The 19,406-nt window shown below is 75.3% G+C and carries 20 protein-coding genes; 10 read left to right on the top strand and 10 right to left on the bottom strand.

Translation table 11 applies throughout. The features are described 5' to 3' along the window. Positions 1–49 precede the first annotated feature (49 nt). On the top strand, positions 50–325 hold the full coding sequence (locus IEY96_RS05380; RefSeq protein ID WP_148427919.1) for an isoamylase early set domain-containing protein: 276 nt from the start codon (positions 50–52) through the stop codon (positions 323–325). Between the two features lie 21 nt (positions 326–346). Here the strand turns inward: IEY96_RS05380 and msrB are convergent, their stop codons facing one another. Continuing rightward, complete coding sequence (msrB, locus tag IEY96_RS05375; protein ID WP_189193688.1) at positions 347–757, bottom strand: peptide-methionine (R)-S-oxide reductase MsrB; 411 nt, start codon at positions 755–757, stop codon at positions 347–349. Positions 758–804: 47 nt separating this feature from the next. On the opposite strand from msrB, the gene ligD reads away from it, so the two are divergent. Beyond that, positions 805–1,833: a non-homologous end-joining DNA ligase gene (gene ligD, locus IEY96_RS05370; protein ID WP_189193687.1), complete on the top strand. Its 1,029-nt coding sequence runs from the start codon at positions 805–807 to the stop codon at positions 1,831–1,833. 64 nt (positions 1,834–1,897) lie between these two features. Here ligD and IEY96_RS05365 read toward each other — a convergent pair whose 3' ends face one another. Continuing rightward, positions 1,898–2,185: a hypothetical protein gene (locus IEY96_RS05365; RefSeq protein WP_229791411.1), complete on the bottom strand. Its 288-nt coding sequence runs from the start codon at positions 2,183–2,185 to the stop codon at positions 1,898–1,900. A 125-nt stretch (positions 2,186–2,310) separates the two neighbouring features. On the opposite strand from IEY96_RS05365, the gene IEY96_RS05360 reads away from it, so the two are divergent. The 4 genes from IEY96_RS05360 to IEY96_RS05345 are packed head-to-tail and all read left to right on the top strand — an operon-like array spanning position 2,311 to position 9,923. Beyond that, the gene (locus IEY96_RS05360) at positions 2,311–5,490 is read left to right on the top strand and encodes an FtsX-like permease family protein (RefSeq protein WP_189193686.1); all 3,180 of its coding nucleotides are present in this window, start codon (positions 2,311–2,313) and stop codon (positions 5,488–5,490) included. Continuing rightward, complete coding sequence (locus IEY96_RS05355) at positions 5,487–8,216, top strand: FtsX-like permease family protein (protein ID WP_189193685.1); 2,730 nt, start codon at positions 5,487–5,489, stop codon at positions 8,214–8,216. The genes IEY96_RS05360 and IEY96_RS05355 overlap by 4 nt, the downstream gene beginning before the upstream one ends. A gap of 1 nt (position 8,217) precedes the next feature. Next, positions 8,218–9,207, top strand: coding sequence for an ABC transporter ATP-binding protein (locus IEY96_RS05350; RefSeq protein ID WP_189193684.1), 990 nt, complete (start codon positions 8,218–8,220; stop codon positions 9,205–9,207). Beyond that, on the top strand, positions 9,207–9,923 hold the full coding sequence (locus tag IEY96_RS05345; protein ID WP_189193683.1) for an ABC transporter ATP-binding protein: 717 nt from the start codon (positions 9,207–9,209) through the stop codon (positions 9,921–9,923). Before IEY96_RS05350 ends, IEY96_RS05345 begins: the two co-directional genes overlap by 1 nt. A 45-nt stretch (positions 9,924–9,968) precedes the next feature. On the opposite strand, the gene IEY96_RS05340 is transcribed toward IEY96_RS05345, so the two are convergent. From IEY96_RS05340 to IEY96_RS05330, 3 genes are all read right to left on the bottom strand, one after another. After that, positions 9,969–10,541 carry a hypothetical protein gene (locus IEY96_RS05340; RefSeq protein WP_189193682.1) on the bottom strand — a complete coding sequence of 191 codons (573 nt, stop codon included), beginning with the start codon at positions 10,539–10,541 and terminating at the stop codon, positions 9,969–9,971. 76 nt (positions 10,542–10,617) lie between these two features. Further along, on the bottom strand, positions 10,618–11,076 hold the full coding sequence (locus IEY96_RS05335) for a hypothetical protein (RefSeq protein WP_189193681.1): 459 nt from the start codon (positions 11,074–11,076) through the stop codon (positions 10,618–10,620). An 18-nt stretch (positions 11,077–11,094) separates the two neighbouring features. Continuing rightward, positions 11,095–11,547, bottom strand: a complete 453-nt coding sequence (locus tag IEY96_RS05330; protein WP_189193680.1) for a GNAT family N-acetyltransferase — start codon at positions 11,545–11,547, stop codon at positions 11,095–11,097. A gap of 73 nt (positions 11,548–11,620) precedes the next feature. Here IEY96_RS05330 and IEY96_RS05325 point away from each other — a divergent pair, with 73 nt between their 5' ends. Beyond that, complete coding sequence (locus IEY96_RS05325; RefSeq protein ID WP_189193679.1) at positions 11,621–12,133, top strand: potassium channel family protein; 513 nt, start codon at positions 11,621–11,623, stop codon at positions 12,131–12,133. Here IEY96_RS05325 and IEY96_RS05320 read toward each other — a convergent pair. From IEY96_RS05320 to IEY96_RS05310, 3 genes are all read right to left on the bottom strand, one after another. Further along, a complete protein-coding gene (locus tag IEY96_RS05320) occupies positions 12,107–13,258 on the bottom strand; it encodes an acyltransferase family protein (RefSeq protein WP_189193678.1) in 1,152 nt (383 codons plus the stop codon). The genes IEY96_RS05325 and IEY96_RS05320 overlap by 27 nt on opposite strands. A gap of 152 nt (positions 13,259–13,410) precedes the next feature. After that, positions 13,411–14,997: an alpha/beta hydrolase gene (locus tag IEY96_RS05315; RefSeq protein ID WP_189194245.1), complete on the bottom strand. Its 1,587-nt coding sequence runs from the start codon at positions 14,995–14,997 to the stop codon at positions 13,411–13,413. A 34-nt stretch (positions 14,998–15,031) separates the two neighbouring features. Further along, the gene (locus IEY96_RS05310) at positions 15,032–16,141 is read right to left on the bottom strand and encodes an ATP-dependent DNA ligase (RefSeq protein WP_189193677.1); all 1,110 of its coding nucleotides are present in this window, start codon (positions 16,139–16,141) and stop codon (positions 15,032–15,034) included. A 136-nt stretch (positions 16,142–16,277) separates the two neighbouring features. On the opposite strand from IEY96_RS05310, the gene IEY96_RS05305 reads away from it, so the two are divergent. Both IEY96_RS05305 and IEY96_RS05300 read left to right on the top strand, forming a co-directional pair. After that, positions 16,278–16,490, top strand: coding sequence for a hypothetical protein (locus tag IEY96_RS05305; RefSeq protein WP_091311643.1), 213 nt, complete (start codon positions 16,278–16,280; stop codon positions 16,488–16,490). Positions 16,491–16,556: 66 nt separating this feature from the next. Continuing rightward, the gene (locus IEY96_RS05300; RefSeq protein ID WP_189193676.1) at positions 16,557–16,979 is read left to right on the top strand and encodes an SRPBCC family protein; all 423 of its coding nucleotides are present in this window, start codon (positions 16,557–16,559) and stop codon (positions 16,977–16,979) included. A 24-nt stretch (positions 16,980–17,003) separates the two neighbouring features. Here IEY96_RS05300 and IEY96_RS05295 read toward each other — a convergent pair whose 3' ends face one another. Next, entirely contained in the window at positions 17,004–17,495 is a 492-nt protein-coding gene (locus IEY96_RS05295; RefSeq protein ID WP_189193675.1) for a GNAT family N-acetyltransferase, read from the bottom strand. Positions 17,496–17,563: 68 nt separating this feature from the next. On the opposite strand from IEY96_RS05295, the gene IEY96_RS05290 reads away from it, so the two are divergent. Beyond that, positions 17,564–18,109 (top strand): DUF1990 domain-containing protein, encoded by a 546-nt coding sequence (locus IEY96_RS05290; protein ID WP_229791410.1) that lies wholly within the window; start codon positions 17,564–17,566, stop codon positions 18,107–18,109. Here the strand turns inward: IEY96_RS05290 and IEY96_RS05285 are convergent. Then, a complete protein-coding gene (locus IEY96_RS05285) occupies positions 18,103–19,017 on the bottom strand; it encodes a DNA-3-methyladenine glycosylase family protein (RefSeq protein WP_189193674.1) in 915 nt (304 codons plus the stop codon). The genes IEY96_RS05290 and IEY96_RS05285 overlap by 7 nt on opposite strands. Positions 19,018–19,406: the final 389 nt, after the last annotated feature.

The raw sequence follows: 19,406 nt of genomic DNA, 5'->3' as shown, positions 1-19,406 counted from the left end.
GGCGTGTCGCGCGTTAGCCCTGGTGACCGCCTCGAACCCCGGAGGATCTGTGATCAAGCGCAACAAGCTCTTCGGCAACCAGACCCGGGTCACCTTCTGCCTGCCCCGGGACACCCCGCCCGGCACGGTCAGCGTGGTCGGCTGCTTCAACGACTGGCAGCCCGGCCGGCACGAGCTGGTGGCCCGCCGCGACGGCACCCGGACGGTGACCGTGCGGCTCGGCCCGGGGGAGTACCGCTTCCGCTACCTGGCCACCGGCGGCGTGTGGCTGGACGACGAGGCCGCCGACGCGGTCGACGAGCAGGGCAGCCGCCTGCTGCTCTGACCGGCCGGCGGCCGCGCGCCGTCAGCCCTGTTGCGGCTCCAGCCGGACCGAGATCGAGTTCACGCAGTGCCGGGTGTCCTTCGGGGTGAAACCCTCGCCCTCGAAGACGTGCCCCAGGTGGCTGTCGCAGCGGGCGCAGCGGATCTCGACCCGCCGCATGCCGAGCGTGTTGTCGGGGATCTCCTTGACCGCGCCCGGGATGGCGTCGTCGAAGCTCGGCCAGCCGCAGTGCGAGTCGAACTTGTCCTCGCTGCGGAACAGTTCCGCCCCGCAGGCCCGGCAGTGGTAGACGCCGGGGGTCTTGGTGTCGACGTACTCGCCGGTCCAGGGGCGTTCGGTGCCGGCCTCGCGGAGCACCCGGAACTCCTCCGGCGTCAGCCGGACCCGCCACTCGTCCTCGGTGCGGGGCAGTTCATTGTCGGAAAGACTCACCGGTCAACGGTACGTCGGCCGTCGGTGGCATCGCATAGGGTCGCCCAATGGCTGGCAGCAAGGCCGCAGTCGAGGAGATCGAGGTCGCCGGGCACACCGTACGGCTGAGCAGCCCCGAGCGGGTGATCTTCCCGCAGCGCGGTTTCACCAAGGCGGACGTCTTCCACTACTACCTGTCGGTCGGCGAGGGGATCATGCGGGCCCTGCGCGACCGGCCCACCACCCTGCAGCGCTTCCCGGAGGGCATCGAGGGCGAGGCGTTCTTCCAGAAGCGGGTGCCGGCCCGGGGCGTACCGCCGTGGGTGGCGACCGCGGAGATCAGCTTCCCCAGCGGCCGGAAGGCCGCCGAGCTCTGTCCGGCCGACCTCGCGCACGTGGCCTGGGCCGCGCAGATGGGCACGGTGGTGTTCCACCCGTGGCCGGTGCGCGCCGCCGACGTCGACCGCCCCGACGAGCTGCGCATCGACCTCGACCCGCAGCCGGGCACCGACTTCACCCACGCGGTCACCGCCGCCGGTGAGCTGCGCGGGCTCCTGGACGAGCTGGGCGTGACCGGCTGGCCGAAGACCTCCGGCGGCCGGGGCGTGCACGTCTACCTGCGCATCCAGCCACGCTGGACGTTCGTCGAGGTGCGCCGGGCCACCATCGCGCTGGCCCGGGAGCTGGAACGGCGCCGCCCCGAACTGGTCACCACCGCCTGGTGGAAGGAGGAGCGGGGCAGCCGGGTCTTCGTGGACTTCAACCAGATGGCCCGCGACCGCACCATCGCCTGCGCGTACTCGCTGCGGGCCAACGGCCGGGCCACCGTCTCCACCCCTGTCGACTGGGACGAGCTGCCCGACGTCGACCCGGACGACTTCCACCTGGGCAGCGTGCCGGCCCGGTTCGCCGAGCGGGGCGACCCGCACGCCGGCATCGACGACGCCCCGTGGGACATCACCCCGCTGCTCGACTGGGCCGAGCGGGACGCCGCCGCCGGGCAGGGCGACATGCCGTACCCGCCGGAATACCCCAAAATGCCCGGCGAGCCGAAGCGGGTGCAGCCCTCCAAGGACCGCGACCGGCCGCGCGCCTGAGCGGACCCTGCGGGCCGGCCCGGAGCGGCGCCGTCCTCCCCGGGTGGAGGCCGTCGCCGGCCGGTCAGCGGCGGCCGGCGAGGGCTTCCACGGCGGCCTTGGCGCTGCGCAGGTCCGCGCCGGTCGCCCGGCGGTACGCGGCGATCGCCTTGATCTTCTCGCCCCGAGCCAGGTGCGCGTGCACCTCGGGCAGTTCCCGGCCGGGGTCGGTCACGCCGAGCTGCCTCATCACCAGGTCCAGCCGCCGCTCGATCTCCGCCAGCCGGTACTCCTCGGGCCCGGGCCGCCGGCTTCCGGCGAGCTGCCCGAGGAGGAGCAGCAGGACCGCGACGAGCAGGATCTCGGTCACCATGGCGGCCATGGAAGCAGATCGGCGCCACCGGACCGGATAACGATCACGTAACGCGCGCGAACCTTTCCCGCCCCCCGACGGGTCTACCTGGTCATCGGCCCGCCGGGGCCAGGAGAGGACGTCGGATGAAGCTGGTGTGGAGGCGGGCGGTCGAGGCTCGTGGACTGCTGCTCGCCGCCGCGGTCGCGGCCCTGGTCGCGGTCGCGTTGGTCACCGGGCTCTCCGACTACAACCGCCGGGCCGTCGACGCGGGCGCCCGGGCGGTGGTCGACGCCGCCCCGGCCGAGGAGCGCAGCCTGCTGGTCAGCGGCTCCGGCGGGCAGGACGCCGCCGCGTACGCCGACCGGGACCGCGCGGTCCGCGCCCAGTTCGCCGACGGGCTGGGCGGGGTGCCGGTCACCGTGGCCGCCGCCCGCTACGGCACCGGGCGGGAGCTGACCGGCGACCTCGGTCCCGCCCGCACCGACGACGACCCCATGTTCGCCAGCCTCGCCATGCTGAGCGACCTGCCGGCGCACGCCGAGCTGACCGGCGGGTCCTGGCCGGCCCCCGGCGCGACACCGTTGCAGGTCACCCTCCCCGAGAAGATCGCCGGCCAGCTCGGCCTGCGGGTCGGTGAGCGGGTGCCGCTCTACGACCGCAGCGCCGAGCGGGCCGGCGCCGTGGTGCTGGCCGGCACCTGGCGACCCCGCGATCCGGCCGACGCGTACTGGCGGCTCGCCCCGGGCGTCGGCGCGAGCCAGGGCGACGGCGGGGACACCTCGTACGGTCCGTTCGTGCTGGACCCGGCCGACTTCGCGCACACCTTCCCGGGCTCGACCTCGGCCGCCTGGCTCGTCGCCCCCGACCTCGCCGTGGTCGAACCGAGCCGGCTGACCGGGGTCACGGCCGCCGTGGCCACCGTCACCGAGGAGATCCCCGACGCCACCGGGCTCGGCTCCTCCGCGCAGACCGTCAGCCAGCTGGACCGCCTGGTCGACCGGCTCGGCCGGGCCGACCTCGTCGGCCGGTCCGCCCTGCTCACCCCGCTGCTGCTCATCGTGGTGCTCGGCGGGTACGCGCTGGTGCTGGTCGCCGCGCTGCTCAACGAGGACCGCCGGGCGCAGACCGCGCTGCTGCGCGCCCGTGGCGCCGCCCGCGGCCAGCTGGCCGGTCTCGCCGTACGCGAGGCGACGCTGGTCGTGGCGCCGGCCGTGCTGCTCGCCCCGGCGCTGACCGGGCAGGCCGTGCACCGGCTCGGCGGGGACCTGCGGCTGGCCGACGGCGGGGCCGCCCGGCTCTGGGTGGTCGCCGTCGCCACCGCGATCGGCTGCCTGCTCGCCATGGTGCTGCCGGCGCTGCGCCGGGCCGGCACCTACGTCGCCGACATGGCGGCCCGGTCCCGCCCCACCCGCGGCGCGGCCGTGCAGCGGGCCAGTGTCGACCTGGCCCTGGTCGCGCTGGCCGTGCTCGCCTGGACCCAGCTGCGGCAGTACTCGTCGCCGCTGGCCGGAGCCGGCGGGCGGCTCGGCATCGACCCGCTGCTCGCCGCCGCGCCCACCATCGGCGTGCTGGCCGGCGCGGTGATCGCGCTGCGGCTGCTGCCCCCGGCGACGCGGGTCGCCGAACGCTTCGTCGACCGGCGGCCGTGGAACGCCACCATGTTCGGCATGTGGCAGGCCGGCCGCCGGCCGCACGCCGGTCCGGTGCTGCTGCTCGCCCTCGCCGTGGGCGGCAGCACCCTGGCCTGGTCGCTCGTCGCCTCCTGGGAACGGTCGCAGCGCGACCAGGCCCGGCACACCGTCGGCGCCGACCTGCGGCTGGTCGAGCGGAACGGCGACGCGCCCGCGGACCGGCTCGCCCGGTTAACCGCGACGGCCGGGCTGGACCGGGTGCTGCCCGCGTGGCGGGACGACGTCCGGCTCGGCCGCGACGACCGGCCGGCCACCGTGGTGGGCCTCGACGCCGCCGCCGCGACCGGGGTCCTCACCCTCGACGACGCGGCCGGCGGGGCGTCCACCGCCGCCCTGCTGGACCGGCTGGTCAAGGGGCGGGTCGCGCCCGCCGGGACGGTCCTGCCGGCCGGCGCGCACACCCTCGCCGGCACTGTCCGCGCCCCGGTCGACACCCCGTTCTCGATCCCGCAGGTGGCCGTGTCCGCGCTGCTCACGACCGACAGCGGCGTCGCCTGGCGGGTGCCGCTGGCGGTTACCGAGGGCGACGGCCCGGTGCGCTTCGCCGTGCCGCTGCCCGAGACCGGCGGCGCCCCGCTGCGGCTGGCCGGGTTCGAGTCCGACGGAGGCGCGGCGGTCGGCTTCACCTACCAGCTGCAGATCACCGGGCTGCGGCTCACCGACGCCGGCGGCGCGCCACTGCCGCTGCCGGTCGGCGGCAGCTGGCGGGTCACCACGGCGCAGGGGCCGGGCGGCTCGGCCCGAGTCACCGGGACCGGACTCGACGTCATCCACCGCATCGACCTGCCGGCCGGCGCCCTGCAGTTCGCGCGCCAACCCTCGTCCCGGTTCGCCGTGGTGCCCGCCGCGGACGACCCGCCCGTGCCCGCCCTGGTCACACCCGGCGCCGCCGCGGCGCTGAACGTCCGCATCGGCGACACCGTGACCCTGCCGCTGTCCGGCGTGTCGCTGCCGGTGAAGGTGGTCGGCCAGGTGGCCGCCGTACCCGGCACCGCCGCCGACGGCGTGCTGCTGGACCTGCCCGCCGCCACCAACCTGCTGGTGCGGCAGCAGGGCACGATCCGCCCGGTGGCGGAGTGGTGGCTGGGCGCCGGCGCGGGCGGCCACGCCGCCGCGGCGGAGCACCTGGCCGGGTTCGGCGGCACCACGCTGCTCGACCGGCGGCAGGTGGCGGCGGAGGCGGCCCGCGACCCGTACTGGCGGGGTGCCCGCACCGGGCTGCTCGCCGCCGCGCTCGGCTCGGTGCTGCTCGCCCTGGTGGGCCTCGCCGTGGACGTCTGGGCCACCACCCGGCACCGGCTCGCCGAGTTCGCCGTGCTGAACACCCTCGGCGCGAACGCCCGCCTGCTGGCCCGCGCGCTCCTCGCCGAGCAGGCGTTCCTGGCCGGCATCGGCGTCGGCGTCGGGCTGCTCGTGGGCGCCGGCGTCGCGGCCACCATGGTGCCGCTGGTGATCCTCACCCCGGCCGCCGGCCGGCCCGTGCCCGAGGCGGTGTTCACCGTGCCGTGGTCGCCGGTCGGGCTCACCGCCGCCGGGCTGCTGCTGGCCGCGCTGGCCTTCGCCGCCCTCATCACCACCGGCATCCGGCGTCGGGTGTCCGCCGCACAGCTCCGGATCGGGGGAGAACGATGAGTCCGTCAGGTGCGCCGCGGCGGGTCCGGGCGTACGGAGGGCACTTCCTGCTGCTCGCCGTCCTGACCCTGGTCACCGCGCTGCTGATCACCGCGGTGCCCCGGGTCGCCGACCGGCTCACCGGGCAGGGGCTGCGGGAGCACGTGGCCGCCCAGCCGGTGGCGCTGCGCGACCTGACGTACACCACCGAGCAGGTGGTCGTGCCGCAGACCGCCTCCCGGGTCGCCGCCACCCGCGCCGCCGAGCTGGCCACCGTCGAGGCGCGGATGCCCCAGGCCGTGCGGCGGACCATCGGCGAACGGTGGTACGCGGCGCAGACCGCGTTCTCCCGGTTGACCGGCCCGACCCTGAGCGCCGACAAGGGGCTGATCGATCTCAGCCTGCGCACGATGACCGGGCTGCCCGAGGCGGCCACCCTTGTCGACGGGCGCTGGCCGGCCGGTGCCACCGGTCGCGGCGAAGTCATCGAGGTGGCCCTGGCCGACACCGTGGCCGGCCCGCTCGGGATCCGCGCCGGCAGCACCTTCGCCCTCTCCGTGCTCGACGAGGACGGCAACCCGCTGCGGCGTCGCACCGTGACCCTGGTCGGCGTGTTCCGGCCCACCGACCCGCACGCCGGGATCTGGGATGCGCTGCCGTCGATGCTGCGGCTCGCCGCGCCCACGGGCGACGGGCAGCCGTTCCTGTCCGTCGGGTACACCTCCGAGGCCGGCTTCGACACGGCCGCCACCGCCGGCTGGCCGGTCACCTTCGGCTGGCGCTACCGGGTGGCCGCCGACCGGGTCACCCCGGGGCAGCTCACCGCTCTGGTCGACGGGCTGGCCGCGATGCAGCGGACCCGGCCCGCCGGGCTCACCCTGACCCAGGGCTTCGACATCCCCCTGCGCCAGTTCGCCGAGTCGCTCGCCGCCGCCCGTACGCTGCTCGCCGTCATCGCGGCCGGGTTGCTGGCCACGCTGGCCGGTCTGATCCTGCTCGCCGCCCGCCTCGCCGCGCGCCGCCGCCAGGGCGAGTACGCGCTGCTGCGCGCCCGGGGCGGGGCGACCACCGCGGTGCTGGGCCGCGGCCTCGCCGAGTCGCTGCTGGTGCTGCCCCTCGCGGCTGGTGTGGGCTGGCTGCTCGGCGGGCTGTTCCCCGGCAGCGGCAGCGAGCTGCGCTGGGTGCTGCTCGCCGCGCTGCTCGCCACCCTGGTCCCGCCGCTCGCCGCGCTCACCGCCGGCCGGGGCGGTGGCGGCCGGACCGACCTGGTCGGCGCCCGGTCTCCTGCCGTGCGGCTCACCGTCGAGGCGACCGTGCTCGCGGTCGCCGCGCTCGGCGCGTTCCTGCTGCGCCGGCGGGGCCTCATCCTCGACGGGTCGGTGGACCCGCTGCTGGTCTCGGTGCCGGTGCTGCTGGCGGTCGCCGCGGCGCTGGTCGCGCTGCGGGCGTACCCGTGGCCGCTGCGGCTGCTCAGCCGGGCCGCCGCCCGGGCCCGGGGCAGCGTCGCCTTCCTCGGCACCGCCCGTGCCGGCCGGGCCGCCACCACCGGCCCGCTGGTCGTGGTGGTGCTGGCCGTGGCGACCGCCGCGTTCTGCGGGGTGGTCGCGGCCGGCATCGAGAACGGCCGGGACCGGGCCGCCGCCCGTGCCGTGCCCGGGGACGTCCGGGTCGACGGGGAGCGGTTCGCCCCGGACACCACGGAGGCGCTCGCCGCGCTGCCCGGCGTCCGCGCCGTCGCCCCGCTGCTGGTGGAGTCCGGCCAGCGCCCGTACGTCGACCAGGCCGGCCGGTTCGGCGGGATCGGCGAGACCCGGGTGGTGCTGGTCGACCTCGCCCGGTTCGCCGAGGTGGCCCGCCGCGCGGGTGTCCCGGTGACCGTCCCCGACCCGCTGCGCGCCACCACCGACGGGACCACCCCGCTGCCGGCGCTGGTCTCGCCGGCGCTCGCCGACGAGTTCGCGGACGCCGGGCTGGCCGACCCGGCCGGCCGGCGTCCCGCCTGGCTGGACGTGCAGGGCAACCGGCTGCCGATGCGCACCGCCGCCACCGTCGAGGAGTTCCCGCTGGTCGACCGCGACGTGACCCGGTTCGTGGTGCTGCCCTGGCCGGCCCTCCCGGCGGACGCCCCGCACCCGCTCGCCCCCACCGGCTTCCTGCTCGCCGGGGACCGGGTCGACCCGGCCGCGGTGAGCCGGGTGGTCGACGAGGGGCAGCAGCGCTACCAGCGCGCCGGGACGGTCAGCGGCGGGGAGCGGCCCCGCCAGCCCACGGTGACCACCCGCTCGGCGGTCCGCGCCGAGCTGGGCGGCAGCGGGGTGAACGGGCTGCTGGTCTTCGGCTTCGCCATCGGCGCGGTCGGCGGCGGCGTGCTGGGCCTGCTCGCGCTGGCCTTCGCCGTGCTGGCCGGGGCGCGCGGCCGCGGGCAGGTGCTGTCCCGGCTGCGCACCATGGGCCTGTCCCGCCGGCAGTGGCGGGGGCTGCTGCTGGTGGAGCTGACCCCGCTGGTGCTGGTCTCCGTGCTCACCGGTGCGGTGGTCGGCGCGCTGCTGCCGGTGCTGCTCACCCCGGTGCTCGGCCTGCCCGCGTTCACCGGCGGGGTGGCCGTGCGGGCGCGTTTCGAACCCGGCCTGGTGGCCGGGGTGCTGGGCCTCGCCGTGCTGGCCCTCGGCTTCGCCGTCGCCGTCGAGGCCCTGAACAACCGTCGGATGCGCCTCGGCGAGGTGCTCCGGCTCGGAGAGGAGAGCTGAGATGACCGCGATCGCCGAGGCGTCCGCCGTACCGGACCTGGCCGCCCTTCAGCAGCGCGCGGCGGAGCGCGCCGCCGAACGGGCCGGCGGCCGGGACCGGCTGCGCGGGCACATCGTCTGCGACGGGCTGGTCCGCATCTTCAAGACCGAGGGGGTGGAGGTGGTCGCCCTCCAGGGCCTCGACCTGGTCATCGACCGGGGCGAGCTGGTGGCGATCGTCGGCGCCTCCGGGTCCGGCAAGTCGACCCTGCTGAACATCCTCTCGGGGCTGGACACCCCGACCGCCGGCATCGCCCGGGTCGCCGACTACGACCTGCTCGCCCTGTCGAGCCGGCGCCGCCTCGCCTACCGCCGCCAGGTGGTCGGCTTCGTCTGGCAGCAGACCGGCCGGAACCTGCTGCCGTACCTGACCGCGCTGGAGAACGTCGAGCTGCCCATGAAGCTGGCCGGCGGCCGCTCCCGGCGGGCCCGGCGGGAACGGGCCCGCCAGCTGCTGGACCTGGTCGGGGTGGGCTACTGCGCGGACCGCCGCCCCGGCCAGATGAGCGGCGGCGAGCAGCAGCGCTGCGCGGTGGCCGTGTCGGTGGCCAACGACCCGGAGGTGCTCTTCGCCGACGAGCCGACCGGTGAGCTGGACGAGGCCACCGGCGCCGAGGTCTTCGCCGCGCTGCGCACCATCAACGCCGAACTGGGCGTCACCATCGTGGTGGTCACCCACGACCACGCCGTGGCCGGCCAGGTCCGCCGGACCGTCGCGATCCGCGACGGCCGGACCTCCTCCGAGGTACGCCGCACCGCCCGGGTCGCCGCCGACGGCAGCACCGAACTGGTCAGCGAGGAGTACGCGGTGCTCGACCGGACCGGCCGGATGCAGCTGCCGGCGTCCTTCGTGGACGCCCTGTCCCTGCGCGACCGGGTCCGGCTCAACCTGGAACCCGACCACGTCGAGGTGCGGCCGGGCGACCGGGCGCACGCCGAGGAGAGTGAGTGATGACCGAGCAGCTGACCGCGCCGCCGGCCCGCGTCGCCGTCGACGAGGTGGTCCGGGTCGAGGGGGTGAGCCGCACCTTCGGCAGGGGCGAGCACGCGGTGCACGCCGTGCGGGACGTCTCCTTCACGGCCGGGCGGGGCGAACTGGTCGCGGTGCGGGGCCGCTCCGGGGCCGGCAAGACCACCCTGCTGAACCTGGTCGGCGGGCTGGACCGGCCGGACAGCGGGCGGGTGCGGGTGGCCGGGCACGAGGTGACGGCGGCGAGCGAGCGGGAGCTGCTGGCGCTGCGCCGGGGCACGGTCGGGTTCGTCTTCCAGACCTTCGGCCTGGTGCCGATCCTGTCCGCGGCGGAGAACGTCGGGGTGCCGCTGCGGCTGGCCAAGGTGCCGGCCGCCGAACGGGAGCAGCGGGTGGCCGTGCTGCTGGAGCTGGTCGGCCTGGGCGGGCACGCCGCGCAGCGCCCGTACGAGCTGTCCGGCGGCCAGCAGCAGCGGGTGGCGGTGGCCCGGGCCCTGGCCAACGAGCCGGACCTGCTCATCGCCGACGAGCCGACCGGCCAGCTCGACTCGGAGACCGGCCGCTCCATCATGGACCTGCTCCGCGCCGTGGTGCACGCCCGCGGCATGACCGCCCTGGTCGCCACCCACGACCCCGCCCTGCTCGACATGGCCGACCGCACCCTGACCCTTCGCGACGGCCGCCTGGTGACCGACTGACCCCTCCGCCCTCCCGCCCCGCCCCCGTTGATCATGAGGTTGTCGTCACGACACGCGGTGCCGGGTGGCGACAACTTCATGATCGACCGCGCCGGGGCGGGCGGGTCGGTGGCGCTGGTGGTAGGAGAACGCGAGCAGGAGGAGCAGGGGGCCCCAGAGGAGGAGGGGGGCGTAGCAGGCCAGCAGGAGGGCGAAGCCGGGCGGGGAGAAGGCCAGGTCGTTGCCGTCCACGACCACGCCCCAGGCGGCGTACCCCCAGATCAGGGTGAGCGCGACGGCGCCGGTGGTGGCGGCGGTGACCGCGAACCGGGGCGGTACCGGCCGGCCGCCGACCAGCGGCAGCCAGCCCGCGAACACCTCGCCCCACGGGCGGACCAGGCCGAGCGCGAGCAGCGCCAGCCCTTCCGAGACGAGGCTCAGCGAGACGATGTAGACGCTCTCGCCGAGGCCCGGATCGACCGGGGCGCCGTACGCCGACGCGCCGATCGGCAGGCCGGCGACCAAGGCGAGCCGCCACAGCCCGGACGGCAGGACGACGAGCGGGATCAGGTGGGCGACGCGGACCGCCCAGGCCGGCGCGGGACGGCCGGCGCGACGGTGGACGGTGACGGTGGTCATCTGGCCTCCCCGGTGCTGGAAAACTGCCTCCAGCCTGCCGAGCGGCCCGGCCCGGGTCCTCCCCGCGAGCGGGGAGTCAGCTCCCCCGGCCGGGGGAGGGATCGTCCGGCAGCGCTCCCGCCAGCGGGACGAGCAGGCAGCCGAGCAGCGCCAGCCACCTCCCCGGGCCGGGGCCGGTCGACACCATCCCGTCCTCCCGCGCGTACGCGTCGGTGGCGGAGAACAACCACCAGGTGGCGGTGACGGCGGCGCCGGCGAGCACGGTCGAGATCAGGAGCCCGCGGCTGACATCACGCCACAGCCAGCGGGACGGGCCGACCCGGGCCAGTGCGACCACGGCGACCAGGCCGCACACCAGCGCCCACGGCAGCACGACCCACAGCAACTCCCGGCCTGACCGCAGGGCGACCCGGTCCGGGTAGACGGTGCGCCAGGCCGGCAGCGCCGCCGCGGTGAGGATGGCGAGCACGCCGGCGCCGAGCACGGCGACCCCGACCCGCCGTCGGCGGGACAGTGGGGCACCGGATGCGGCCATCGCCGTCAAGCTACCCCGTCAGAGCGCCAGCTTCATGCCCTCGTGGCTGGCCACGAAGCCGAGGTCCAGGTAGAAGCGGTGCGCGTCGGCGCGGCTCTTGTCGGTGGTGAGCTGCACCAGCGCGCAGCCCCGCTGCCGGGCCTGGTCGATCACCCAGGTCATCATCTGCCGGCCCAGCCCCCGGCCGCGCAGGTCGGAGCGGACCCGGACCGACTCGACCAGCGACCGCTCGGCGCCGTGCCGGCCCAGCCCCGGGATGTACGTGATCTGCAGGCACCCGACCAGCTCACCGCCGGTCTCCGCGACGATGAGATGGTTGCGCGGATCGGCGTCGATGGCGGCGAACGCCCGCTCGTACGCCTCGTCCACCTCGGTGAAGTCGCGGGCCTTGCCCAGCACGTCGTCGGCGAGCAGGGCGATGACGGCGGGCAGGTCGGCCCGGACCGCCTCCCGGAAGATCACATCGGTCACGCCGGGCAGCTTCCCACAGTCACGCCGGGCGATGCCCACGCGTCGGTTGCCGGCACCGGGCAGCATGTGCGCCATGGACGTCCTGCTGTTGCCGTTCCGCTGGATCTACCGCGGTCTGGTCTGGTTCGCCAACTCGCCGCGCACGTTGATCATTTCGTACCTGCTGATGATCGTGGTGGCCGGCGTGCTGTACAGCCACGCCGAGCACAAGAGCGCCGCGGACTCGGTCTGGTGGGCCGTGGTGACCGCCTCCACCGTGGGCTACGGCGACATCTCCCCGACCTCCTTCGCCGGGCGGTTCCTCGCCGCGCTGCTGATCTCCACCATGGTGCTGCTGGTCATCCCGCTGATCACCGCGCACTTCGCCAGCCGGCTGATCGTGGACGACGACGCCTTCGAGCACGCCGAGCAGGAGGAGCTGAAGGCGGACGTACGGCGGCTGCGGGCGCTGGTCGAGGAGATGGCCACCCGCCAGGGCATCGTGCTGCCCGAGCTGGACCGCCCCGAGCCGGTCAGCGGACCGGGCAGCGCGGCGCCGCCCTGGGAACGGTCAGTGAGATCAGGTAAGCGCCGACGACGCCGGTGAGGGTGCCGCTGTACCGTCGGCCGCCGCGCGTCGGGTGTCGGCGGACTTCTCCGCCGGCACGTCGGTGAAGGCCCAGCCCATCCTCGGTTCCACGGCCCAACCGAGCAGCCGCCGGACGGGAGGGGAGGCCAGGATTCCGGTCGCGAGGACGGCGAGAGCACTGATGGTCAGTAGTCCGGCGACGGAGTTGACGAACGGCGAGTTCTGAAACTTGTAGGCGAGCGCGACCTGAACGATGAATCCGTGCAACAGGTAGGTGTACTGGGTGCCGGTGGCGAGCGGGGTGAACAGATTGCGCTTCGCCGGCACCAGAGCGAGAAAGGCGACACTGAGCACGAGTGCGACCGCCGCCAAGCCGAGTGCTCCGATGGCCCAGGTGCCCCAGCTGACATCCAGTTGTGCGTGCCCGTTGTGACGATAGAACCAACCGGCGGGCAGCTGCGGGGCGTAGCGGTAAACGGCGATCAGGGCTGCGGCGAACACCAGGACGGCGACGGGGCGCAGCCACCGGGTGTCGCGGATCCGTTCCAGGTGTTCGCGCCGGACGGTGAGGCCCAGCACGAAGAACGGCAGGAACTGCAGGATGCGGGCCAGGTCCAGTTCTCCGGAGAGTGAGGCGGCGCCCGAGGCGAGCATGACGCCCGTGGCCACCGTGACCGGTGCGCGCAGGTTGAGCCAGAGCGGGGCGGAGATCCGCCAGACGAACAGGGCCACCAGGAACCAGGTCAGGTAGAAGGGCGTGACCAGGTCAATGGGGTTGGACTCGTCCCGGCGGTAGTTGTCGTACAGCTGGTATGCGGTGGCGAAGATCAGGTAGGGGACCAGGGTGCTGGTGAGGAGCCTGCGCAGCCGGCCGGGATGGGAGGCGTCCTGGGCGAAGGAGCGGGAGAAGTAGCCGCTGATCATGACGAAGAGCGGCATGTGAAAGGCGTACACCAGCAGATAGAGGGTCCGCACGCCGCGCATCTCGGTCGGGGAGCCGACGAGCGGGCCCCAGGTGTGGCCGAGGACGACCAGGGCTGTGGCCAGGAGCTTCGCGTTGTCGAAGTAGGCGTCCCGGGAGGGCCTGGAACTGGCGCCGCCATCGTTCGGGGCGGCTTGGCGGGGCAACTCTGCGACTGGCATGGCGGAGCTTTCACGAGTAGGGCGGCGAGGCGGGACGGCACGGCAGCGACTGGCAGCCGACGGTGATCATGCGCTGGCGTGGCGCGCCGCGGCCCGGCTCATGCTAGTACGACCGGTTCCGTTGACGCCCATCGCTCGAATCCGTCAGCCGTTCAGCGGGCCGGGCAGCGCAGCCCCACTCCGGGAACCGTCAGCGAGATCAGGTAGGCGTCAACTGCGGCCGTCACGCAGGCGGTCTGCGGGTAGGCCGTGTGCCCCTCGCCCTCCCAGGTGAGCACCCGGCCGACGCCCAGCATCGAGGCGAGCGCGGCGGTCTGCTCGTACGGCGTGGCCGGGTCGCCGGTGGTGCCAACCACCAGGATCGGCGGCGCGCCGGCCGCCTTACCGGTCGGGTACGGGTCCCGCCCGCCGGGCCACTCCACGCAGCCGAGCATCCCGACCGCCAGCGCCGGGCCGAACAGCGGGTACTTCTGCCGCCACTGCGACTGGAGCGACCGGATCTGCTCCCGGGTCGGCTTCTCGCTCTCGTCGGCGCAGTTCACCGCCATGTTCGCGTCGAACAGGTTGGAGTAGTGCCCGTCGTCCTCGCGGCCCGCGTACGCGTCGGCGAGCTTGAACACGCCGGTCGGGTCACCGCCCTGCAACGCGTCGACCGCCCGGGCCAGCTCCTGCCAGCCCTGCTCCGTGTAGAGGGAGGAGATCACCGCGTAGAACACCCAGCCGGCGGTAGCCTCCCGGCCGTCCCTGCCGCGCACCGGCGAGACCCGGGCCTTGTCGATGGCGGTGGTCACCGCGGCCCGGGCGTCCGGCGCGATCGGGCAACGGCCCGCGTTCGCCGCGCACCAGCGGGAGAAGTTGTCGAACGCCCGCTCGAAGCCCTTCGCCTGGCTCTCCGAGCCGGCCATGAGCTTCTGTTGCGGGTCCACCGCGCCGTCGAGCACCAGCGCCCGCACCCGCTGGGGGTAGAGCTGGGCGTACGTGGCACCCAGCAGGGTGCCGTAGGAGTAGCCGAGGTAGGTCAGCTTCTCGTCGCCGACGGCCGCCCGTACCGCGTCCATGTCCCGCGCGGCCTGCTCGGTGCCGTAGAGCGGGAGCTGGTCGCCGTACTTCTCGCCGCACCGCTGGCCGACCCGCCGGTTGAGGGCGACGAAGCCGTCGAAGGACGCCTGGCTCTCCGGGTCGGGGTCGTAGCCGAAGCTGGCGTCCAGGTCGGCGTCGGGGATGCACTTCACCGGGCTGGACCGGGACACCCCGCGCGGGTCGAAGCCGACGATGTCGAACCGGTCGGTCACCTCGGCCGGCAGCCCGCCGAACGCCGGCCCGAAGGAGAGGTAGACGGCGGTGTCCACGCCGGACGCGCCGGGACCGCCCGGGTTCACCACCAGCGACCCGATCCGGTCGCGCTGTTTGTTCGACCGGATCCGGATCAGCGCGATCTCGAAGGTCTCCCCGGCGCCCGGCCCGGCGGTCGCGCCGGTCGCCGCCCCGGTGCCCCAGTTGCGGGGTACGGCGATCCGGGCGCAGTCGTAGCGCATGCCCGCCGCGCCCCGCCCGACCAGCTCGTCCGGCACCTCCGGGCAGGCGCGCCAGGTCGGCGCGGTGCCCGGGGCGGCCGCCTCGCCCTCGCTCTCGGCCCGCGGCGCGAACGCCGGGAGCGTGCAGCCGGCGGTGAGCACCAGCGCCGCGACGAACCCGGCCAGGGTGGGCCGGCGGCGGATCCGGTCGGAGAAGCGGGTCACGTGGGAGCCCTTCATGATCGTGTGGACCGCCAGGCTACGCCGGGCCGCGCTCGTCGCCGACGGCCGCTGGATCCCCGCGCAGCACCTGGTCGACGTCGTAGCGGATCGGGCGCTCCAGCTGGTCGTAGGTGCAGGAGCGCGGATCGCGGTCGGGGCGCCAGCGGACGAACTGGGCGGTGTGCCGCAGCCGGTCGCCCTCCATGGCGTCGTAGCCCACCTCGACCACCAGCTCCGGGCGCAGCGGCTCCCACTCCAGGTTCTTGCCGCCGGTCCACCGGCTCACCCCGCCCGGGATGCGCTGCCCCCGCTCGTGGTCGCCGTGCACCCACGGGTGGTCGCCGCCGACCTCCCGGTAGGGCTCCAGCTCGTCGAGCAGCTCCTTGCGCCGGGCCGCCGTGAACGAGGAGCTGACCCCGATGTGGTGCAGCACCCCGGCGTCGTCGTAGAGGCCGAGCAGCAGCGAGCCGACCACCGGCCCGGACTTGTGCCAACGGAAGCCGGCCACCACCGCGTCGGCGGTGCGCGCGTGCTTGACCTTGAACATGAGCCGCTTGCCCGGCTCGTAGGGCAGGTCGGCCGGCTTGACGATGAGCCCGTCCAGCCCGGCGCCCTCGAACACGTCGAACCAGCGCCGGGCCGTCGCCGGGTCGGTGGTCACCTGGGTGACGTGCACCGGCGGCCGGACCTTGGCCAGCGCCTTCTCCAGCCGGCCCCGGCGCTCCGGGTAGGGCTGGTCGGTGAGCAGCTCGTCGTCGAGGGCGAGCAGGTCGAAGGCGACGAAGTCGGCCGGGGTGGTCTCGGCGAGCAGCTTCACCCGGGACGCGGCCGGGTGGATCCGCTGGGCCAGCAGCTCGAAGTCGAGCCGCGGCTGGCCCGAGGGGCCGTCCCGGCGGATCACGATCAGCTCGCCGTCGACCGCGCACCGCTCCGGGAGCTGGCGGCGTGCCTGCTCCACCACCTCCGGGAAGTAGCGGGTCATCGTCTTGCCGCCGCGGCTGGCCAACTCGACCTCGTCGCCGTCGCGGAAGATGATGCAGCGGAAGCCGTCCCACTTGGGTTCGTAGGTCAGGCCGGGATCGGTGGGCAGTTGGGGCACGCTCTTCGCCAGCATCGGCTCGACCGGCGGATTGATCGGCAGGTCCACGGCGACCAGTCAATCAGACCCCACCGACGGTCGTGAGGCAGATCACCGGCGGCGGCGGGCGGCGTGTCCCGTCCCGGGCCCCTTCGTCACCCGCGACCGGATGATGAAACCGCAGGTCAGCGCTACGGTTCCCGGCGTGCCGGAGTGGAGCTGCGGATGCTGCGGGCGCTGGCGGGTCAGCGTGGAACTGATCCGCGGGCGTTACCGCTACCGGCTCGTGCACCGCTACCCGGCCGAGCACGGCGGCGGCGCCAACGTCGTCGGCGAGGTGGCCTCGGTGGCCGAGCTGGAGCTGCTGCTCCGGCGGTACGCCCCGGTCGGCCTGGCCGACCTCCGCGAGGCGGCCTGAGCGGGATCACCCGCCGTCGATCCCGGGCGTAGCCTGACCCTGATCGTGCCGGGGAGGGAATGCGACATGCGGTTCGTGGAGTCCGTCGAGATCGCCGCCGACGTCGACCGGGTCTGGGCCGTGCAGACCGACGTCGAGCGCTGGCCGGAGTGGACGCCCTCGGTCACGTCCGCCCGCTGGCTGGCGCCCGGGCCGGTCACCCTCGGCTCGTCGGCCCGGCTGGAGCAGCCCCGGCTGCGCCCGGCGGTCTGGCGGGTCACCGAGATCGACCCGCCGTACGCCTTCGTCTGGGAGTCCGACAGCCCGGGCGTGCACAGCCGGGGCGAGCACCGGCTGGTCCCGCTGGACGACGGGCGGGTCCGCGCCGAGCTGGTCATGGCGCAGACCGGGCCGCTGGCCGGGCCGGTCGGGCTGCTCCTCGGCCGGACCATCCGCCGCTACCTGCGGCAGGAGGCCGACGGGCTCCGGCGCCGCTGCGAGCGGGGCTGACCGCCGGCGCGCCCCGGGTACCGCTCAGGCGTCCCCGCCCGCCGGCTCGACCGTCTTCTCCAGCACCGCCAGGCGGTTGCCGTTCTCGTCCGGCCGGTGCGCCACCACCCGGTAGCCGCGCCGCGCGTACAGGCCCAGGTTCTCGGCGCTCTCCGCGCCGGTGAACAGGGCGAACCGGGTCACCCGGCCGGCGCAGGCGGCCTCCACCGCGGTGAGCAGCCGGCCACCGATGCCGCGCCCCTGCTGGTCCGGGGCGACCGAGAGCCGGCCGACGTGGGCCGTGTCGCCGTCGATCCGGGCGCGTACCGAGCCGACGAGGCGGGGCCCGAGCCGCGCGGCCAGCACCACGGTCGGGCCGGCCAGGGCGGCGCGGACCTCCTCCAGCGTCTCGGTCAGCGGGGGCAGGAACACGTCCCGGTAGCGCTGCGCCTCCACCAGGTACGCGGCGCGCTGCACGGTGAGGATCTCGCCGGCGTCCGCGACACCGGCCGGGGCGAGGATCAGCTCGTCGGTCACCCGGCAAGCCCACCACAGCCCGGCGGGCCGGCGCCGGGCGGGCCACCCGGCCCGGCCGTACCCTGGCGGTGTCCCGCGAGGAGGAGGCCGACGTGCCCGAGCTGACGTACCCCGAGGTGGGGGCGACCCGCGACGGACGCCTGCCGGCCGGCTACCACCACCTGCGCCACCGGGTCCGGCTGCCCGACGGCGCCTTCCCGACCGCCGCCGACGCGGTGCTCGGCTGGCGGCTGCACCGGGCCGCGTGTGTGGTCATGCGCACCGACGCGCCCCGCGCCGCCGCGGGCGTGCGGGTCACCCCCGGGCTCGGCGTCGGCCCGCTGCGGATCTGGGGCCCGGCCGAGGTGGTCTGGACGGTGGACGAGCCGGACCGGGCCGGGTTCGGCTACGGCACCCTGCCCGGGCACCCGGAGGTCGGCGAGGAGGCGTTCCTGGTCACCCGGACCGCCGGCGGGGTCTGGTTCGAGGTGACCGCGTTCAGCCGGCCGGGCCGGTGGTACGCGCGCGCCGCCGGGCCGGTCGCCCGGGCCGTCCAGCAGGCGTACGCCTGGTGGCTGGGGCAGACCCTGCGCCGGCTCTGCACCGGCCGGTCGCCGGCGACGTCCGGTCAGTAGCCGGCGAAGGAGCGGATCGGGGCGCGCGGCCCGTACTTCGGGGCCTGGATGCCGGCGGCCTCCAGCAGGACGCAGACCCGCCCCCGGTGCCCCCGGAACGGCTCCAGCAGGGCCAGCATCCGGGCGTCGTCGCCGCGCGGCTCCCCGGCCAGGGCCCAGGCCACCGTGTTGGGGACGTGGTAGTCGCCGACGCTGACCGCGTCCGGGTCCCCGTACGCGATCCGGACCACCTCGGCGGCGGTCCACGGCCCGATGCCGGCGATCGCGGTGAGCCGGCGGGTGGCCTCGGCGGCGTCGGCGCAGCGTTCCAGCCGGTCGGCGACCGCGGCCGCCCGGCGCAGCGTGTCGGCCCGCCGCTGCTCCACCCCGAACGGGTGGAAGACCCAGTACGGCGTGGCCGCCACCGCGGCGGCCTCGGGCGGCAGCAGCAGCGGTTGCAGCGGCCCCGGCGCCGGCTCCCGGAAGTGCCGCACGGTCGCCGCGTACGCCCGGTACGCCTCCTTGCCGGTGACCTTCTGCTCGAAGACGGCGCGCAGCAGCCGGGGGAAGACCTGGCCGGTGGCGGGCATCCGCAGCCCGTGGTGCTCGCGAGCCAGCCGGGCGACCAGCGGGTGCGCGCCGGCCAGCGCGGCGAACCCGGTCAGGTCGTCGCGGAGCCCGGCCACCGCGTCGGCCCGCTCCATCACCCAGTCCGCCCCGGGGCCGTAGCCCTCGGCGAGCAGCTCACCCGCGGCGGGGCGCAGCGCGAGGGTGGCCGGACCGGCCGGGGTGCGCGTGGCCCACCAGAAGCTGCCGGCGGCGATCCGGGCGCACGGGTCGTACGGGCTGAAGGTGAGGGCCCGGACCGAGGCGGCCAGTCGGTAGCCGGCCGGGGGACGCAGCGTCCGGCGGGCGGCGGGGGAGGTCACCCCGCCACTCTGCCAGGTGTACGGCGGGGCCACTGCCGCGGCTCGGGTGGAGTGGCCGGACGGACGCGGACGGCCCGGACGGGATATCAGCCGATCCGGCACCGGCCCGTCATCCATAACGGCCTACTTGCCGAACGTGAACCGTCTGCCGGGCAACCAAATGCCGCATAAGGGTTCGGATGCTGCCGGGAAAAAGATGAACAGTGGATGTTCCAGACGTGAACGACTGCTAATGTCCCGCTTTGCTGCCGTGATGACGTCTCGGTTCCGCGCCATATCGCGTGCTGGACCCTGGATCTTTCCGGCGGCCAACGGGGAAGAAATGAGAAAGGCTGTCAGCGATGAGTGCTGATCCGGTGTCTGTCCGGGCAACGACTCGGACCTTGCCC

This window comes from Micromonospora fulviviridis (assembly GCF_014648395.1).
In the GTDB taxonomy this organism is placed as follows: domain Bacteria; phylum Actinomycetota; class Actinomycetes; order Mycobacteriales; family Micromonosporaceae; genus Micromonospora; species Micromonospora fulviviridis.
This window is presented reverse-complemented; position numbering and strand designations above follow the sequence as displayed.

Bases quoted from the DNA above. Each gene is read 5' to 3' on its own strand.
- IEY96_RS05340 (WP_189193682.1), bottom strand. From the start codon at position 10,541: ATGACCACCGTCACCGTCCACCGTCGCGCCGGCCGTCCCGCGCCGGCC.
- IEY96_RS05350 (WP_189193684.1), top strand. From the start codon at position 8,218: ATGACCGCGATCGCCGAGGCGTCCGCCGTACCGGACCTGGCCGCCCTT.
- IEY96_RS05365 (WP_229791411.1), bottom strand. From the start codon at position 2,185: ATGGTGACCGAGATCCTGCTCGTCGCGGTCCTGCTGCTCCTCCTCGGG.
- IEY96_RS05320 (WP_189193678.1), bottom strand. From the start codon at position 13,258: ATGCCAGTCGCAGAGTTGCCCCGCCAAGCCGCCCCGAACGATGGCGGC.
- ligD (WP_189193687.1), top strand. From the start codon at position 805: ATGGCTGGCAGCAAGGCCGCAGTCGAGGAGATCGAGGTCGCCGGGCAC.
- IEY96_RS05355 (WP_189193685.1), top strand. From the start codon at position 5,487: ATGAGTCCGTCAGGTGCGCCGCGGCGGGTCCGGGCGTACGGAGGGCAC.
- IEY96_RS05300 (WP_189193676.1), top strand. From the start codon at position 16,557: ATGCGGTTCGTGGAGTCCGTCGAGATCGCCGCCGACGTCGACCGGGTC.
- IEY96_RS05335 (WP_189193681.1), bottom strand. From the start codon at position 11,076: ATGGCCGCATCCGGTGCCCCACTGTCCCGCCGACGGCGGGTCGGGGTC.
- IEY96_RS05345 (WP_189193683.1), top strand. From the start codon at position 9,207: ATGACCGAGCAGCTGACCGCGCCGCCGGCCCGCGTCGCCGTCGACGAG.
- IEY96_RS05325 (WP_189193679.1), top strand. From the start codon at position 11,621: ATGGACGTCCTGCTGTTGCCGTTCCGCTGGATCTACCGCGGTCTGGTC.
- IEY96_RS05360 (WP_189193686.1), top strand. From the start codon at position 2,311: ATGAAGCTGGTGTGGAGGCGGGCGGTCGAGGCTCGTGGACTGCTGCTC.